Source organism: Paenibacillus chondroitinus NBRC 15376, from assembly GCF_004000765.1.
GTDB lineage: Bacteria > Bacillota > Bacilli > Paenibacillales > NBRC-103111 > Paenibacillus_E > Paenibacillus_E chondroitinus.
Genome location: NZ_BILW01000038.1, coordinates 1 through 16,868, shown reverse-complemented (window position 1 = coordinate 16,868; position 16,868 = coordinate 1). Strand labels below are relative to the sequence as shown.

Sequence of the window (16,868 nt, the reverse complement as noted above, 5' to 3'; positions counted from 1 at the left end):
GAGTACAGGAACCTCATGAATCATCACTTTTTTGCCTATTTGTACCGCCTCAAATATATTGACCGTTGGAGCCTCATGTGGAACATGCGCAGGGAAAACGTAGCTGAGCATTCTTTCTATGTCTCCACGATCGCCCATATGCTTTGTACGATCGCTAATGAAGTCTATGGCCGCAATGTGCCTACGGATCGCGTTGTGTCTATCGCATTGTTCCACGATGCGTCTGAAGTATTAACGGGCGATATCCCGCAGCCCGTCAAACACAACAACGAGCAGATCCTGCGCAACTTCCGCGAAATTGAAGATGTCGCTGTAGAGCGGCTCATTCAGACGATTCCGCCGGAAATTAGCGACATCTACCGCAAGCTGATCCAGGAACCGGATCCTGAGCTCTACCGCTGGGTGAAAGCTGCCGACTTGCTCGAGGCTTACATCAAGTGCTTAACGGAGCTTTCCACCGGCAACCGCGAATTCGTCGTTGCGAAGCAGCAAATTCTAGAAAGCTTGAAGAAAATGAATATGCCGGAAGTGGATTATTTCCTTGAACATATGAGCGCTTCGTTTGAGAAAACGCTGGACGAAATTACGCTTAATCCAAGTCAAGGCGAATAATCACACCTTAATGAAGAAGGGCTGTTCCAAACGTAGAAATCTCTACGCTTGGAACAGCCCCTTTATTTCTAGGCCAATATTTGAGGATTCGTCATGAACAAGATAGCAACTACTACAGCTACTGCCGCAATCCAGCTGAATGTTTTGATTTTCGCAGCATCCGTTGCCGTGTTGTTTCCTGCCTTGGCGTTAGCTGCCAACTTCTTGATTCTTCCACCGATCATGCCGGTTACTGCTCCCACGATAAGAAGAAGCACAACCGCCAGCACCATCCACAATACGGACACTTCAACTTTGGAGACCATAGCTCCGCCTGTGATGAAGGTCACGATTAATGAAAATTGTCCTACTCGGTTTAACGTAGACAGCAGCCCCATAAAGCCCTCTAATGCAGCGCCAGTTAACGTTGCGGCACGTCCCACAATGAACGGGAACACGACGTATACGCCAAGCAGCAAGGCACTAAGCACATGTAAAAAAATCATGACTTGATACATTCTAATAACCTCCGCAATTTTGAATTAGAATCGTTCTTATGTAAGTATACCGAATACCTTTCTTTGGGACAAGAAAGCGATGTCAACAATTGTTCTTTTTCACCATATCTCCATATAAATGTGACCAACTCTGTCATAACTAGCCCAATCAACCAGTGCAGGCTCAAATCTCTTGATCCGCACATAACCCGGAGGGTTGGCAATGGGATACTTCATCTTTCGCGATTCTTAATAGTCTCTCTGCTTTTTCATTGGATGAAATCCAACGAAAGTATCCGTTATGATCATAAATTCTCCTTTCTATTGGATTCAAATCCAATGTAACCCCCTAAAAGCACCTCAATAGATGGCAAACTCGAACACCTCATTGGATTTCATCCAACGAGATGATCAATTAAGCCATTATACATGCCCTCTTATTGGAATTCATCCAATGAAAACTGTCTGTCTGTCAGAGAAGAGAACCGCGGCGTCCTATGCAATCAACAAAAAAGAGCCAGTCCCCTTGTGGGAGACCGACTCTTTGCTTGTTATCCAATTAGCCTGTTACAACTTTAATTACGCTGCGAACAGAGGCTGCTGTTTTGTCCAAAGCTGATTTTTCTGCGTCCGTCAGTTCGATATCCATAATTTTCTCGATACCATTCCCACCAAGGACAGTCAGAACGCCCATGAACAAGTTATCATAGCCATATTCGCCTTCAAGAAGAGCGATTGTAGGAATGATACGTTTTTTATCTTTTAAAATAGCTTCAGTCATTTGCACAAGGGACGCTGCTGGCGCGTAGTATGCACTACCGTTACCTAGCAGGTTAACAATCTCGCCGCCGCCCGTACGAGTCCGTTGTACAATGGCTTCAATACGGTCAGCTGGAATCAGCTTCTCAATTGGCACTCCGCCTGCGTAAGTGTAACGAACAAGTGGAACCATGTCATCGCCGTGTCCGCCGATCACAACTCCTTTAACATCCTCAACCGATACATTCAACTCTTGTGAGATGAACGTCAAGTAACGAGCAGTATCCAGTACACCCGATTGGCCGATTACTCGGTTTTTCGGGAAGCCCAGAGCTTGATAGGCAACATAAGTCATTGCATCAACCGGATTACTCAAGATGATAACGATGGAGTTTGGAGCCACTTCTTTTACATTTTCACAAACGGATTTCACGATACCTGCATTCGTGTTTACCAGATCATCGCGGCTCATTCCCGGTTTACGGGCGATACCCGCGGTGATGATCACGATATCGGAATCAGCTGCATCTGCATAACTGGAAGTACCAGTGATTTGTGCGTCGTAACCTTGAACCGGGCCAGCTTCGAGCATGTCGAGCGCTTTCCCTTTTGTAGGGTTTTCCAATTGCGGGATATCTAGAAGAACAACATTACCAAGTTCTTTTTGAGCTAGCATAAGAGCAGTTGTTGCTCCTGTGAAGCCTGCACCGACAACAGTAATTTTATTACGACGGATTGCCATTTGAGATGTGCCTCCTAATAATGATTAGTTATCGTACCCTTGGAGCGTTAAAAATGATTAAGCCATGTTTTTGATGATTTCGTTCGCGAATTCGGAGCATTTAATTTCAGTTGCGCCATCCATCAAGCGAGCAAAGTCATAAGTAACGGTTTTGTTGTTGATCGAAGTTTCCAAGCCTTTGTAGATCAATTGAGCTGCTTCCAGCCAGCCAAGGTGCTCAAGAAGCATTACGCCGGAAAGGATTACGGAACCTGGGTTAACAACGTCAAGACCTGCGTATTTAGGAGCTGTACCATGTGTAGCTTCGAAGATCGCGTGACCAGTCAAGTAGTTGATGTTTGCTCCTGGAGCGATACCGATACCGCCTACTTGTGCAGCAAGTGCATCAGACAGGTAGTCACCGTTCAAGTTCAATGTTGCAATAACATCAAAATCAGTTGGACGTGTCAATACTTGTTGCAACGCGATGTCAGCAATCGCATCTTTTACGATGATTTTGCCAGCAGCTTCTGCATCTTTTTGAGCTTTGTTAGCTGCTTCTGCGCCTTGCTCTTCTTTGATGCGGTCGTATTGAGCCCATGTGAAGGTTTTGTCGCCGAATTCACGCTCAGCCAACTCGTAACCCCAGTTTTTGAACGCGCCTTCTGTGAACTTCATGATGTTGCCTTTGTGGACCAATGTAACTGTTTTACGGCCATGTTTGATAGCATACTCAATAGCCGCGCGAACTAGGCGCTCAGAACCTTCGGAAGATACTGGTTTTACACCGATACCGGAAGTTTCTGGGAAACGGATTTTCTTAACGCCCATTTCGTTTTGCAAGAAGGAAATAACTTTCTTAACTGCGTCGGAACCAGCTTCCCACTCGATACCTGCATAGATATCTTCTGTGTTTTCACGGAAAATAACCATGTCAACCAACTCAGGACGTTTAACTGGTGAAGGAACGCCGTTGAAGTAACGAACCGGACGGGAACATACGTATAGATCAAGTTCTTGACGAAGCGCAACGTTCAGGGAACGAATACCGCCACCGATTGGTGTAGTCAGAGGTCCTTTGATGGACACGATGTATTCGCGCATAGCTGTTAATGTATCGTTAGGCAACCAGTTGTTGAATTTGTTAAAAGCTTTCTCTCCTGCGAAAACTTCGTACCAAGCGATTTTTTTCTCGCCTTTGTAAGCTTTCTCTACAGCAGCATCAAGAACGCGTACGGAAGCCGCCCAGATGTCAGGACCTGTACCGTCACCTTCAATGTAAGGAATGATTGGGTTGTTAGGTACTTGCAGAACGCCATTCTCGATGGTAATTTTTTGACCTTCTGTTGGCAGTTCGTAAGATTCGAATTGTGGCATGATAGTTCCTCCTAAGATTTGTTTAAAATGATACGAGTTCATGTAGTGCATTGCGTTCCATGCTTTTGATAATGCCTTCCGACCGCTTCTTATAATCAATTATTTTGAACAAATTTTATATGTAAATAAATCGATTATAAAGGCGGGCACTACGTTTCTCCAGGCACTATCAAGCACTCCACTAGCTACTTTACTACAAAGAGATCAATTTTAAAAATTTTACTCGTCACGTAGTAAAGGGCAGAAGAGTGGCAGACACACAAAAAGTGACGGGAGTTGCGGTACACCCCAGGAAACATAAGTCCCTGAAGCTTTGGTACCGAACTGCCCGCACCTTGAGTTTACATCTAATTCAAACGAATTAGCGAGCGCTAATCGGAATGTATTTTTGGTTAACCGGGCCTGTGTACTCAGCGCGCGGACGGATCAAGCGGTTGTTTTCGTACTGCTCAAGAATGTGTGCAGTCCAACCGGATGTACGGCTGATCGCGAAGATCGGTGTGAACAGGTCGCGCGGGATTTCAAGTGTTGTGTAGACCGAAGCGGAGTAGAAGTCTACATTCGGTTTCAAGCCTTTAAGTCCTGTCACCAGTTCATCTGCTTTGACGGACATTTCGTACCATTTCAGGTTGCCAGTCAATTTGCCAAGCTCGTAAGACATTTTTTGCAAGTGCTTCGCACGCGGATCTCCGTTTTTGTAAACACGGTGGCCGAAGCCCATGATTTTGTCTTTACGCTCTAATTTGCCGTTAATGTAAGGAACTACGTTCTCTACAGTACCGATCTCTTCCAGCATAGCCATAACAGCTTCGTTCGCACCGCCATGAAGAGGTCCTTTGAGCGTGCCGATAGCTGAAGTAATACCGGAATAAATGTCAGTAAGTGTTGCAACAGTTACGCGCGCCGCGAATGTCGATGCATTCAATTCGTGGTCAGCGTGAAGCACTAGCGCTTTGTCCAAAGCTTCAATCGCAACTTTGTCCGGCTCTTTACCCGTCAATTGGTACAAGAAGTTAGCCGCAACGGAAGAATATCCTGGGGAAGCTAGCGGTTCTTTACCTTCACGGATACGAGCGAATGCTGCAATGATGCCAGGGATTTGCGCTTGCAATTTGATCGCTTTACGAACGTTGGATTCTTGGCTCAGGTCGTTCGCTTCTTCATCGTACAGAGCAAGAGCGGAAACAGCCGTGCGAAGCGCAGCCATGGAATTAACATCTTTAGGGAATGTTTTCAACTGGTTGATCACCGCATCAGGCACCTTGCTATAAGCGTTCAGGTCGCTTTGCAGTTTCTCAAGCTCAGCTTGGTTAGGGAGTTTGCCGAACCAAAGCAAATAAATTACTTCTTCAAATGTCGCATTTTCTGCGAGGTCATCAATATCAATCCCGCGATATGTTAACACTCCATCTACAATGGAGCTAATCGACGAGGTCGTGGCTACAATTCCTTCTAAACCTTTGGTTGCAGTCATTGGAATCTCTCCTTAGCTACTCTATTAGCAAAAAATTGCTTTTTTCCTAACTTTAATAATAAAGTATTTTACTCGGTAAGTGAACAAAAGAGGACATAAAACTTCATTATCACTACCATAAAGAATCTTTTTGACACAAAAAAGCCATTTTATTTTGCTTCACAACGAAAAACACACGCTACAAGTTTTTGTTTATTTCCCCGAATTATACAAGAAATTTGCAAAAGTTTGTCGAGTCGCCTTTCCCTTGATACAATGTAGGCAAGCATCAGTGATTTCTCGGATAAAGGAGCAAATACATGAGCAGCGGCACAAAAATCGGCATCATCGATATCGGGTCCAACTCGATACGACTCGTGATCTATGAAATCAATGAGCTTGGAGCCTACCGTGTTGTAAGCGAGCACAAGGATTCCGCAAGGCTTAGCGAACGCATCGGTTATGATGGCATTTTACATAGCAAAGATATTATTTCTATTGTCCCCATTCTTTCGCATTATGCGCTTTTATGCCGGGTACATGAAGTTCAAACGGTTAGAGCCGTGGCAACTGCAGCCATTCGCAACGCGGTCAATTCAGAAGAGATCGTACGTGTCCTTGAGGAACAGACCAGCCTGCAGATCGAAGTGCTCAGCGGATCGGAAGAAGCACGCTATGGCTATTTGGGAGTCATCAACACCATTGATATTCGGGACGCTCTCGTCATTGACATTGGCGGCGGCAGCACAGAGGTAACTTTACTGCGCGATCGGAAGCTGATGAACAGTGTGTCCTTTCCATTCGGTGCCGTGAACACAACGCATCAATTTATGAAAAACGCGAATCTCACGGAACAAGGGGCAGCCGATATTCGTCGCATGGTTGAAGAGGCGATCGCCGATCACCCCTGGATTACCCAGTCTCCGAATCTGCCGATGATCGGACTCGGCGGTACGATTCGAACGCTCGGCAAAATGAGCCAGAAACGATCGAAGTATTCCCTGCAGCTTGCGCATAACTACGAACTGAAGCCCGGAGAGCTTCGATCCTTCGTCACCCTGCTGTCTTCCCTTCCCATCGAAAAGAGAAAGAAAGTCGACGGCCTATCCAAAGAACGCTCCGATATTATCGTGCCGGGACTTCTTATTTTAGATACCTTGTTCCAAGCTGCAAATGCCTCCCAGTGCATCGTCAGCGGTTCGGGACTGCGAGACGGTATATTCTTCGAGATGTTCGATCCCAAGAACCCCATTAAGCAGGATGTCCTGGAAGCCAGCATCCACAACTTGCTGTGCCTTCATCCCAATGGAGCGGAGAAGCATGTTCGACGCGTCGACCAGCTTGCCATGCTGCTCTATGACAAGCTTGAGGTTCACGCGAACCTTGAAGAAGGCAGTTGGCGTTATCTACACACTGCCGCGCTCCTGCATCGTATTGGTGTCAGTGTACACTATTATCAATATCTAAAGCATACGCAGTATATGCTAGCAAATGCCCGCATCGATGGGCTCACGCATCGTGAGATCGTGATCTGCTCGCTCATCGCGACGTACAAAACAAAAAGCCGGACCCATCAGCAATCCCTTGCTTACAAGGATTTGTTGAAAGAATCCGACGAGATGTTGATTGTAAAGTTAGGCACGCTCCTAAAGCTTGCAACTGCGCTGGATCACAGTGAAACTCAACCTGTTCAAAAGCTGGTTGTTACACGATCCGATACGTCCTTGACGCTCAAACTGCTCTGCGTACACAATCCGATCTTAGAGTTAAAAGAGCTCGCAGCCATAACCAAAGATTTCGAAAAAGCGTGGGGCCTCAAACTTAAGATTCAAGCTGGAGTTTTTTCCAAGACGTAATTTTCATGGCCTCGAACTGGCTCCGATAAGGGGTCAGTTCATTTTTTATGCTGGTATACATGCCGTTGGACATAAGCTCTCTGGCTTTCACATTATCATTCAGACTGACGTTCAGAATCGAAATCATCATCTTCTTCATCTGCGGGTCAATAACCGGACACATCAATTCAATTCGACGCGTCAAATTCCGTGTCATCCAATCCGCGGAAGATAAATAAACATCAACGAGACCGCCATTTTGGAAATAGTAAATCCGTGAATGCTCCAGGAACCTGTCTACGATACTCCGCACCGTAATATTCTCACTAAGTCCCGGAACTCCCGGACGCAAGCAGCAGACGCCGCGAACAATTAATTCAATCTTCACGCCTGCCTGCGACGCGGCATACAGCGCATCCACCATTTCCTGATTCGACAGTGAATTCATTTTGGCAATGATTTTCGCCGGTTTGCCTTCTCTCGCATGGGCCGCTTCCCTTTCAATCAGCTCGAACAGCTTATCTTTAAGATCTGTGGGAGCTACGGCAAAAGACTGCCAGTCATGCGGAGCCGAGTAGCCGGTAATTTCATTGAACAACGCAGAAGCATCCTCGCCAATGACACTATTGGAAGTGAAAAGCCCTACATCCGTGTAGAGACGGGCTGTAATGTCATTATAATTCCCAGTCCCCACATGCACATATCGGCGGAGGGTATTCTCTTCTTGGCGTACGACCAAGGTAATTTTGGCGTGTGTCTTTAGCCCGACAAGTCCATAAACGACATGACACCCTGACTTCTCCAGCATTCTCGCCCAAGCGATATTCCGTTCTTCGTCGAAACGTGCCTTGAGCTCCACAACGACCGTAACCTGCTTGCCGGATTCCGCAGCTCTTGCCAAGGATTGAATGATCAGCGAGTTCCCGCTTGCGCGGTACAAGGTCATTTTAATCGCAAGCACTTTAGGGTCATAGGCCGCATGAACAATGAAATCCGTCACGGCATCAAAAGTTTCATAAGGGTGATGAACGAGAACATCCTTTTGCTTCAATACATCAAAGAAATCCACTTCATCCTCAAATTCGACCGGATATTTGGGGTTGATCCGCGGGTAGCGAAGATTTTCAAAACCATTTAGCGTATTCGCCAGTTTCATAAAATAAGTGATATCGATCGGACCGTCGATTTCAAAGGTCTGTTCTTCGATTTCGAACTCTTCCTGCAATTGGGCAAGCGCATAAGGGTGAATGCCTTCTTGAACCTCAAGCCGCACAGGAGAGCCCCAGCGCCTGCGTCTTAGCTCTTTCTCGATCTCCTCAAGCAGATCTTCGGCCCCTTCTTCATTGAGCGTTAAATCGGCATTACGAGTCACCCTGAAGCCATGAACGGAAATGGGGATATATCCGCTGAACAACGATTGTATATGATGCTCCATTAATTCTTCAATAAGAATAAATTCCTGTTTCTTGCTATTAGGCCGTGAAGGTACGGAAATATAACGGGATAAATTGCTAGGAACTTGAACAATGGCAAAATACGGCTCATCATCCGGATCATCGCCTTCTCGGATGAGCAGGACAGCCAAATAAACAGAATGATTATGTACGAGTGGGAACGGTCGGCTCTGGTCCACGGCCATCGGCGTTAATACCGGAAAAATAATATCGTGGTAGTAAGCATCCATCGCTTTCTTCTGACTCGTATTCAAGTCCTCGTATTCGGTGAACACGATGCCTTCTCTCGTCAACAATCTCGTGACTTCGCGATACGTTTTGTATTGTTCATTCACCATTTTGTTCGTGCGTTTCATAATCCGTTTGATTAGCCCCGCAGGCGTGTAGCCGGTAAAATCTTTTTTCGTATATCCAGCTTTAATTTGATCCTTCAGACCTGCAACACGAACACTCATGAACTCGTCGAGATTGCTAGATACGATAGCCAGAAATTTCACACGCTCAAGCAGTGGAGTGCTTGGATCTTGAGCTTCCTCCAGAACTCGCCAGTTGAATTCGATCCAGCTTAAGTCACGATTTAAGTATTTGGTCGAAATCTCTTTGAGTTCCTTTTGTTCCTTGAGCTCTTTAACTTCCTTCAGATCGGGTTCTCGCGCAATACTCATAAAGCCTCCAATTAAATGATCTAGTTTATGGTTTCATTGTACTATGTGTCTGGAATACCGACAATGCAGATCCCCCTTCACTATTATATTAAGATTTTGTAAATGGATGTTCGTTTCCGTATTTATCCATGTTCATGTTACAATACAAGGAACTGAATCAAGGAGAGAAGAACGATGGGTATCCTCAATCCGCGCTTAGTTCACCAGATTTTCAGAGGTATTTGGGTGGCTTTAATCATAGCTGGAATCGCCTATGCTTTCTACTACGTTATTCCACTGATTTATCCTTTTATTTTTGGCTGGATTTTGGCGCTTATGCTCAATCCAATTGTGAATTTTTTTCAATTCAAGCTCAAATTTCCGCGATGGCTTGCCGTCAGCTTCTCTATGCTTCTCTTTTTAGCGGCCATGGTTACGGCCATCACCCTGCTGGTTGCCAATATTGTTGTGGAACTAGGATCGCTTGCGGATACCCTGCAGCTTCAGATTAACCGTTGGGTGGAGCAGTTCAATGTGTTTATCAATTCAACAGCTTTCCAGGATTGGATCGAGAAAATCAATGAGTTTTTTGAAAATAACCCCAAATATCAGGAAACCGTTAATAACAACCTCTCGTCCACGGCAGGTTCCATTGCTGATGTGAGTAAATTTATTATTAATTATGTCTTTAACACACTGAAAAGTTTGCTCACCTCGCTGCCGAATATTGCAACAATTACCATTATCATCATGTTAGCTACTTTCTTTATAAGTAAAGACTGGTATCAACTCATTCAAAGATACAAAGGCATTTTCTCCGATCTCATCGTCAAAACCACGCAATTGATTCGCAACGATTTGCAAAAAGCTCTGTTCGGGTACATACGCGCACAGCTTATCTTGGTATCGCTGACCGCTTTGGTTGTCATTATCGGTTTGCTTGTTCTGCGTGTCGACTATGCCATCACCATCGGTTTACTGACAGGTTTGGCAGACTTAATGCCTTACTTGGGAACTGGCGCGGTCATGGTGCCGTGGATCCTGTACGTGTTTTTTGCACAAGGCAATCTGGTTCTGGGGATCGGACTTAGTGTCCTGTACGGCGTCATCGTGATAGCCAGACAGATTATGGAGCCTAAAGTGCTCGCCTCCTCCGTCGGTCTTGATCCTTTGGCTACGTTAATTGCGATGTTTGTGGGGCTAAAGCTGTTCGGGCTTCTAGGGCTCATTATCGGGCCTGTTTCCCTAATTCTCATCTCCGCATTTTATCGGGCAAGAATCTTTCATGATATCGCTACCTACATAAAAAAAGGCTCGGCACCTTCTGAATAAGAGGGTTCGAGCTTTTTTTGTGATGGTTTGCTTGTAAGCGGCTTATCTTCGGTTAATCCAATGAATTTTGCCTTTACTAATCTGTCTTTGGATCAGTGCAAGAAGCATAACTTTGAATATCGGTCTCGTATACGGAAAAACAAGCAGGAATCCGAAGATATCCGTAATAAAGCCTGGTGTAATCAACAAAATACCGCCAAGGAAAATACAAATGCCATCCAGCAATTGCTGTGCCGGCAGTTGCCCTTGTGACCATTCGAATCGAGCATATTCCAACACTTTGCGCCCCTCGCGCTTAGCGAAATAAATGCCCAGGAAACCACTTAAGAGAATAAGCCCGAATGTCGTCCAGCCGCCGATAAAATGACCGAGCGCAATCAACACAGAAATTTCAATGGCAGGCACTATGATGAAAATAGCAAGAATGATACGAAGCATAAGCCCATCCCCTTTAAGAGTACTTGGATAACAGCTGCCACAATTCCGGCGCTTCCTTCTCTATACGTACTGGCCTCCAAGAAGGATTCACCCAAACATGCCGCGTTGTTCCTGTTACAAGTAATTCCCCCGTATTCCCCTCTGAGCCTTCCGTCATATCCTCGTTCACTTTACGAATTTCATAGGTAAAATGGATCCGCACCGAGGTCATCTCCAGCACGCGAGTGTTAACAATTACCAAATCGTCGTAACGAGCCGGCTTCTTAAACTTCAGATCCGCTTCAACGACGGGAAGCAGCAGACCTTGTTCCTCAATTCTGCGGTAAGGATAGCCAAGCTCCCTGATCAGCTCTGTTCGCCCGATTTCGAACCAGTTCAAATAATTGGCATGATACACAACACCCATCTGATCCGTTTCCGCATATCGCACGCGCAGCTGGTGCCGATACCAGTGTTCCTCGTTCATGATTATCCATTCCTCCTGAGATATCGTTATGTGCTAAGTATAACATAGTGGATGGAGGAACTCTCTTTTGCGATTGTGGACAAAATCGCTATTCTCCTCTGCCCCAAATTGCAAAGGGAACTGGAGTCCTCTATTTGGGCGGGATCAGTCCTTTATATAGAAAATGGGGAACTACAGGGCTTTATTTCGCCTAAAATCCGCCTGTTTCAACTAAAAGTGCCAGAATAACGGACCGTAGTTCCTCTCCCCCATCAAAAACACGACTGATATGCAAAATAGCGGATCGTAGTTCCCTCGGGTATCTCCGACTCATATACGGTGATCATCAGATTCCATCTCCAAACAAAAAAGAGGCCATCCAGACAGGGGTCTTATTGACCCTTTCTAGATAACCTCTTCGTTTATATCCTACAGAACACTCGCTTGTCCAGAGTAGATAATGCCTACTTCCGGATAGATCGAAACTTCTGTACCGTCTTTAATGAGTTCAACCGCGTTCTCAACGCCTACGATAACCGGGATGCCCAAGCTAAGAGCAACAACAGCCGCATGAGACGTGATGCCGCCAACTTCCGTAATCAACGCGGAAGCTCTTTGTACAGCCGGCATGTACTCTTTGTCTGTAGTTACCGTAACTAGCACGGCTCCATCAACCATTTTGGCATTAGCTTCTTCAGGTGTGCGAGCTGTGACAACGATGCCCGTAGCCGTTTGCATACCGATGCCAGTACCTTTGGCAAGCATTTCGCCAACATGATGAACTTTGATCAAGTTCGTTGTTCCAGAGCGTCCAACAGGGACACCAGCCGTGATAACAACGATATCACCTAAAGATACAAGTCCTGTTTTGATGCTGCTATCTACAGCAAGATTGAACAGCTCGTCTGTCGTTTTGGCTTGTTCGCTCATTACAGGGATAACACCCCAAACGAGAGATAAACGACGGATCACTTGCTCGCTTGGTGTAATCGCGATGATCGGTGATTTTGGACGGTATTTGGATACCATTCTTGCTGTATATCCACTTTCTGTAGCTGTCAAAATCGCTTTCGCTCCAAGCTCCAGTGCCGAGTTAGCTACTGCTTGAGAGATAGCTTCCGTAACCGTAACTTGTTGTGCTTGCGCTTGACGAAGGAAGATTTCTTTGTATTCCAAAGCTTCTTCTGCACGCTCAGCAATACGAGCCATCGTTTGTACGGACTCAACTGGGTATTTCCCTGCAGCTGTCTCACCAGACAACATTACTGCGTCTGTTCCGTCGAATACCGCGTTCGCCACGTCACTTGCTTCTGCGCGAGTTGGACGCGGGTTGCGCTGCATGGAATCAAGCATCATCGTTGCCGTGATAACCGGTTTACCAACGATGTTACATTTTTTGATCATTTGCTTTTGAACAACCGGCACATCTTCAGCTGGAATTTCAACACCAAGATCTCCACGGGCAACCATTAAACCATCGGAAACCTCAAGGATTTCATCCAGATTGTCTACGCCTTCTTGGTTTTCAATTTTACTGATGATTTGGATGTGCGTTGCATTATGTCTTTCCAGCAATTCACGGATTTCCATAACGTCGCTCGCTTTACGAACGAAGGAAGCTGCGATGAAATCAACACCTTGCTCGATACCGAAAATAATATCATTGGCATCTTTTTCTGTGATACCTGGAAGGGAGATTTTCACGCCTGGCACGTTAACGCCTTTTTTGCTTTTGATTGTTCCGCCGTTGACGATACGGCACTCGATTTCAGTTCCGCGAATGTCAACGACAGTAAGACCAATCAAACCGTCATCGATCAGAATCGTGGATCCTACTTCAACGTCACGCGGCAGATCCGAGTAAGTAACCGAGATACGGTCTGCATCGCCCAGAATTTCTTCTGTTGTCAAAACAATGTGCTTGTCCTGAACAAGCTCAATCGGTTCTTCTTTTAATTTACCGGTACGGATTTCCGGTCCTTTCGTATCAAGCAAGATAGCTGCTACTTTGCCAGTCTCAGCGGATGCAGCGCGAAGGTTGCGGATACGTGCGCCATGCTCTTCAAAATCTCCATGGGAGAAGTTGAGACGGGCAACATTCATTCCCGCTAACAAGAGTTTTTTCAAATTTTCTTGTGATTCGCTTGCTGGTCCAATGGTACAGACAATTTTCGTTTTACGCATGGTTTCCCTCCTGAGTGAATGTGAACCGACCAATGTCTCTAAATTTACGGTAACGGTCCTCTAACAGCTCCTGTTCGGTCAAGCTTAGCAAAGGCTGAAGCTGTTCCCAAATCGCTGTTTTAATAAATTCTGCTTGTGCAGCCAGATCACGGTGTGCGCCGCCTTTTGGCTCTGGGATGATGCCGTCAATGACGTTCAGATCCTTAATGTGATCCGCCGTAATTTTCATTGCTTCTGCCGCATGTAAAGCTTTGGAAGCATCTTTATATAAGATGGAAGCCGCGCCTTCCGGACTGATGACCGAATAAATCGCATTTTCCAACATCAACACCTTGTTGCCAACTCCTAATGCCAACGCGCCGCCGCTGCCGCCTTCACCAATAACAATACAGATGATCGGCACGCGAAAAGAGGCCATTTCCAGCAAATTTCTGGCAATCGCTTCTCCTTGACCACGCTCTTCAGCAGCATTCCCGGGGAATGCGCCCTTCGTATCAATAAACGTAATAATTGGACGATTAAACTTGTTCGCTTGGCGCATCATGCGCAGCGCCTTACGGAAGCCTTCCGGGTGCGGACAACCGAAGTTGCGAGCAATATTATCCTTGGTATCTTTCCCTTTTTGGTGCCCGACAACCGTAACGGGAATGCCGTTAAATTTGGCTAGTCCACCTACAATCGCAAGGTCGTCTCCATACAAGCGATCTCCATGAAACTCTATGAAATCAGTAAAAATAGATAAAATATAATCAATCGTCGTCGGTCTTTGCGGATGACGAGCCAATTGCATTTTTTCCGCAGAAGACATACTTGCATAAAGTTCATCCTCAAGCTCTGCGTATCTTTCTTCCAAACGGCGAATTTCTTCCGAAAAGTCAATTTGCTTCTCTGCTCCAAATTTGCGCAGTTCAGCAATTTTGCTCTTCAGTTCCGCCAGCGGCTGTTCAAACGGCATTTCACCCGCCATAAGTCGCTTCCCCCTTCACTCCGTGCATGTCCAGCAGCTTGATTAACGTAGGTCGCAAATCCTTGCGGGGTACGACCTTATCGAGCTGACCATGCTCGAGATTGAATTCTGATGTCTGGAAATTGTCCGGCAGCTTTTGTTTAATGGTTTGTTCAATAACACGGCGGCCTGTGAATCCAAACGGCGCTGCTGGTTCAGCGATAATAATGTCACCCAGCATCGCAAAGCTTGCGGATACACCGCCGAAAGTCGGATCCGTGATGACGGAAATAAACAGCCCGCCTTCGTTGCTCAGCTTGGATAAGGCTGCGCTTGTTTTGGCCATTTGCATCAAACTAAGAATGCTTTCTTGCATACGAGCGCCACCTGAAGTGGAATAAATAATAATAGGAACTTTCTTCTCGATGGCAGCCTCAACAGCTCTCGTGATTCGCTCTCCTACAACGGACCCAAGTGATCCGCCCATGAAATCAAAGCTCATTGCCGCAATCACAACCGGATAGCCGCCAATGGTGCCTTCACCGGTAATAATCGCATCTTGTAATTTCGTCGTGCTCTTCGCTTTATCTAATTTCTCAACATAATCAGGAAACTGCAAAGGGTCCTCAGAAATCATATCCGCATCGTATTCCAGAATCTGGCCTTCATCGAGCGTTAATTGAATACGTTCCAATGCGCTTAAACGATAGTGGTAGCCGCAAGCTGTACAGACTTTTAAGTTTTTCTCTAGCTCTTTACTCGTTTGAATGGTACCGCATTTCGGGCATTTATTCATTAACCCTTCGGGAATTTCCCTTTTTGTTTTCTCGGAAGGAATCGTTGCGTATTTACGCTTTTGAAATAAATCCTTTAGCACATTTCCACCTCTAATTGGCTGTTATCGTGAATCTCTGACAAGCCAGGTTACTTGCTTCTACTTTTCATTATCTATGTAAAATAGAATTGAGTACTTCTTGTACTTCTTCAACTTCCCCTGCGGGAACGACAATTTCAAACTGATTTTTGGATAAAGAGATGCCTCTTATTTGTACGAGAAATCCTTCTTCGGTCAGCCTCTGTTTAATCCGCTCTGCAATTTTCGCGGTAGGAGCTATGTATATCACCGTCCACATGAAAAAAAACCTCCTATGAAGTACTGCTACATGGATTAGGGCATTTAGTACGATGATAATAAACATCCTGTAATAAGCATAGGCACACACAATGGAATAATGATATCATAATTTCTCTTTTTCCCGCAACAGAGCACGTTCATGAAAAAAAAAGTGAAGTCTGAACTAACAAGTTAGTCCAGACGTAATTTACTGCTATAATCAGGCGCATGCTCATTCTGATGAGCGATTCTGGCAGACGCAGCAGCCGCTAATCCGCAAATTAAATCATCCAGAAAAACATGCACAGCGCTTTTATCATCGTTGAGACTCCGAATAATTCCCATCTTTTCTTTGTCCAGGTAGCCAAAGCTTGTTAATCCAATCATTCCGTATACATGTACGATGCCTAGAGCCAATGTTTCATCGACACCGAACAAGGGTTCATCTGCCTCAAGGATGGATTGCAGAGGTTCGGGCAGCAGCTTTTTCTCGGCCAGCTCATCCAGTGCAATGCCCGTGTACAGCGTGTACTGCACTTCCCGCTTGGCAAGTACAGCCAATACACTGTCGGTACACTCTTGTTCCGTCAGATGAACATTATAGGGCTTCTGCAGCTTGAACACAATTTCGGAAATTTGTTCCACCGTCACACCGCGTTTTTGCAGCAATTGGATCATATGTTGTTCGGTCATAAGTCCCCCTCCTACATATGGAATGACCCTGAAATGCCGGGTTCCTATTCATATGCAGAGGAAGCATGCTTTATTTCACCCTTACGGAATCTTTACCCATGATCGTTTCAATCATCCGGATCAGATCCTTGGAAGGATCGATCAAATATTGGTCGCTCAGGGCCAAAAGCTTGTTGCTGCTTTCGTAGAAAAGCGCAACCGCGAGCGGCCCTTTGTGCAGCTTGAGCAGCGCCTTCAGCTGCAAGAGCTTATCCGGCTGCTCGCAGTCAGCCGAGATCTTGACGAACACCCGCTGAGGCTTCGCCTCATCAGCGGCTGCCTGGCGGCCCGGTGGCGGGGCCGCTTGCTTGATCGCGGCGCCGCTGCGCGCTGCCCCGGATGCGGC

16 protein-coding genes are annotated in these 16,868 nt (G+C 45.9%); 3 read left to right on the top strand and 13 right to left on the bottom strand.

The annotated features are described in order from the left end of the window. Positions 1 to 15: 15 nt before the first annotated feature. Positions 16 to 612: a 5'-deoxynucleotidase gene (gene yfbR / locus PCH02S_RS28130; protein ID WP_127457427.1), complete on the top strand. Its 597-nt coding sequence runs from the start codon at positions 16 to 18 to the stop codon at positions 610 to 612. Positions 613 to 680: 68 nt separating this feature from the next. On the opposite strand, the gene PCH02S_RS28125 is transcribed toward yfbR, so the two are convergent. The 4 genes from PCH02S_RS28125 to citZ all read right to left on the bottom strand — a co-directional run bounded on the left by PCH02S_RS28125 (position 681) and on the right by citZ (position 5,419). Beyond that, positions 681 to 1,109, bottom strand: a complete 429-nt coding sequence (locus PCH02S_RS28125) for a hypothetical protein (protein ID WP_127457426.1) — start codon at positions 1,107 to 1,109, stop codon at positions 681 to 683. Positions 1,110 to 1,647: 538 nt separating this feature from the next. Further along, complete coding sequence (gene mdh / locus PCH02S_RS28120; protein ID WP_127457425.1) at positions 1,648 to 2,589, bottom strand: malate dehydrogenase; 942 nt, start codon at positions 2,587 to 2,589, stop codon at positions 1,648 to 1,650. Positions 2,590 to 2,646: 57 nt separating this feature from the next. Further along, a complete protein-coding gene (icd, locus tag PCH02S_RS28115) occupies positions 2,647 to 3,945 on the bottom strand; it encodes an NADP-dependent isocitrate dehydrogenase (protein WP_127457424.1) in 1,299 nt (432 codons plus the stop codon). A 361-nt stretch (positions 3,946 to 4,306) separates the two neighbouring features. Then, on the bottom strand, positions 4,307 to 5,419 hold the full coding sequence (citZ, locus tag PCH02S_RS28110; protein WP_127457423.1) for a citrate synthase: 1,113 nt from the start codon (positions 5,417 to 5,419) through the stop codon (positions 4,307 to 4,309). Positions 5,420 to 5,718: 299 nt separating this feature from the next. Here citZ and PCH02S_RS28105 point away from each other — a divergent pair, with 299 nt between their 5' ends. Further along, on the top strand, positions 5,719 to 7,254 hold the full coding sequence (locus PCH02S_RS28105; RefSeq protein WP_127457422.1) for a Ppx/GppA phosphatase family protein: 1,536 nt from the start codon (positions 5,719 to 5,721) through the stop codon (positions 7,252 to 7,254). Here PCH02S_RS28105 and ppk1 read toward each other — a convergent pair. Next, complete coding sequence (ppk1, locus tag PCH02S_RS28100; protein ID WP_127457421.1) at positions 7,220 to 9,352, bottom strand: polyphosphate kinase 1; 2,133 nt, start codon at positions 9,350 to 9,352, stop codon at positions 7,220 to 7,222. The genes PCH02S_RS28105 and ppk1 overlap by 35 nt on opposite strands. 174 nt (positions 9,353 to 9,526) lie before the next feature. Between ppk1 and ytvI the strand changes: the two genes are divergently transcribed. Then, complete coding sequence (ytvI, locus tag PCH02S_RS28095; RefSeq protein WP_127457420.1) at positions 9,527 to 10,663, top strand: sporulation integral membrane protein YtvI; 1,137 nt, start codon at positions 9,527 to 9,529, stop codon at positions 10,661 to 10,663. Positions 10,664 to 10,705: 42 nt separating this feature from the next. Here the strand turns inward: ytvI and PCH02S_RS28090 are convergent, their stop codons facing one another. From PCH02S_RS28090 to PCH02S_RS35930, 8 genes are all read right to left on the bottom strand, one after another. Further along, positions 10,706 to 11,101 carry an FxsA family protein gene (locus tag PCH02S_RS28090; RefSeq protein WP_127457419.1) on the bottom strand — a complete coding sequence of 132 codons (396 nt, stop codon included), beginning with the start codon at positions 11,099 to 11,101 and terminating at the stop codon, positions 10,706 to 10,708. A 13-nt stretch (positions 11,102 to 11,114) separates the two neighbouring features. Further along, positions 11,115 to 11,567: an acyl-CoA thioesterase gene (locus PCH02S_RS28085; protein WP_127457418.1), complete on the bottom strand. Its 453-nt coding sequence runs from the start codon at positions 11,565 to 11,567 to the stop codon at positions 11,115 to 11,117. 408 nt (positions 11,568 to 11,975) lie between these two features. Continuing rightward, positions 11,976 to 13,730, bottom strand: coding sequence for a pyruvate kinase (gene pyk, locus PCH02S_RS28080; RefSeq protein ID WP_127457417.1), 1,755 nt, complete (start codon positions 13,728 to 13,730; stop codon positions 11,976 to 11,978). Next, on the bottom strand, positions 13,723 to 14,697 hold the full coding sequence (accA, locus tag PCH02S_RS28075) for an acetyl-CoA carboxylase carboxyl transferase subunit alpha (protein WP_127457416.1): 975 nt from the start codon (positions 14,695 to 14,697) through the stop codon (positions 13,723 to 13,725). The genes pyk and accA overlap by 8 nt, the downstream gene beginning before the upstream one ends. After that, a complete protein-coding gene (gene accD / locus PCH02S_RS28070) occupies positions 14,687 to 15,553 on the bottom strand; it encodes an acetyl-CoA carboxylase, carboxyltransferase subunit beta (protein WP_127457415.1) in 867 nt (288 codons plus the stop codon). Before accD ends, accA begins: the two co-directional genes overlap by 11 nt. 67 nt (positions 15,554 to 15,620) lie before the next feature. Next, on the bottom strand, positions 15,621 to 15,809 hold the full coding sequence (locus PCH02S_RS28065) for a glutamate decarboxylase (RefSeq protein ID WP_127457414.1): 189 nt from the start codon (positions 15,807 to 15,809) through the stop codon (positions 15,621 to 15,623). Between the two features lie 173 nt (positions 15,810 to 15,982). Further along, on the bottom strand, positions 15,983 to 16,483 hold the full coding sequence (locus PCH02S_RS28060) for a phosphatidylglycerophosphatase A family protein (protein WP_127457413.1): 501 nt from the start codon (positions 16,481 to 16,483) through the stop codon (positions 15,983 to 15,985). 70 nt (positions 16,484 to 16,553) lie between these two features. Continuing rightward, on the bottom strand, positions 16,554 to 16,868 hold a 315-nt coding region (locus PCH02S_RS35930), incomplete at its 5' end, for a hypothetical protein (protein ID WP_164819769.1).

Excerpts from the sequence above, each read along its gene's own strand:
- yfbR (WP_127457427.1), top strand. The coding sequence starts at position 16 with ATGAATCATCACTTTTTTGCCTATTTGTACCGCCTCAAATATATTGAC.
- PCH02S_RS28125 (WP_127457426.1), bottom strand. The coding sequence starts at position 1,109 with ATGTATCAAGTCATGATTTTTTTACATGTGCTTAGTGCCTTGCTGCTT.
- mdh (WP_127457425.1), bottom strand. The coding sequence starts at position 2,589 with ATGGCAATCCGTCGTAATAAAATTACTGTTGTCGGTGCAGGCTTCACA.
- icd (WP_127457424.1), bottom strand. The coding sequence starts at position 3,945 with ATGCCACAATTCGAATCTTACGAACTGCCAACAGAAGGTCAAAAAATT.
- citZ (WP_127457423.1), bottom strand. The coding sequence starts at position 5,419 with ATGACTGCAACCAAAGGTTTAGAAGGAATTGTAGCCACGACCTCGTCG.
- PCH02S_RS28105 (WP_127457422.1), top strand. The coding sequence starts at position 5,719 with ATGAGCAGCGGCACAAAAATCGGCATCATCGATATCGGGTCCAACTCG.
- ppk1 (WP_127457421.1), bottom strand. The coding sequence starts at position 9,352 with ATGAGTATTGCGCGAGAACCCGATCTGAAGGAAGTTAAAGAGCTCAAG.
- ytvI (WP_127457420.1), top strand. The coding sequence starts at position 9,527 with ATGGGTATCCTCAATCCGCGCTTAGTTCACCAGATTTTCAGAGGTATT.
- PCH02S_RS28090 (WP_127457419.1), bottom strand. The coding sequence starts at position 11,101 with ATGCTTCGTATCATTCTTGCTATTTTCATCATAGTGCCTGCCATTGAA.
- PCH02S_RS28085 (WP_127457418.1), bottom strand. The coding sequence starts at position 11,567 with ATGAACGAGGAACACTGGTATCGGCACCAGCTGCGCGTGCGATATGCG.
- pyk (WP_127457417.1), bottom strand. The coding sequence starts at position 13,730 with ATGCGTAAAACGAAAATTGTCTGTACCATTGGACCAGCAAGCGAATCA.
- accA (WP_127457416.1), bottom strand. The coding sequence starts at position 14,697 with ATGGCGGGTGAAATGCCGTTTGAACAGCCGCTGGCGGAACTGAAGAGC.
- PCH02S_RS28065 (WP_127457414.1), bottom strand. The coding sequence starts at position 15,809 with ATGTGGACGGTGATATACATAGCTCCTACCGCGAAAATTGCAGAGCGG.
- PCH02S_RS28060 (WP_127457413.1), bottom strand. The coding sequence starts at position 16,483 with ATGACCGAACAACATATGATCCAATTGCTGCAAAAACGCGGTGTGACG.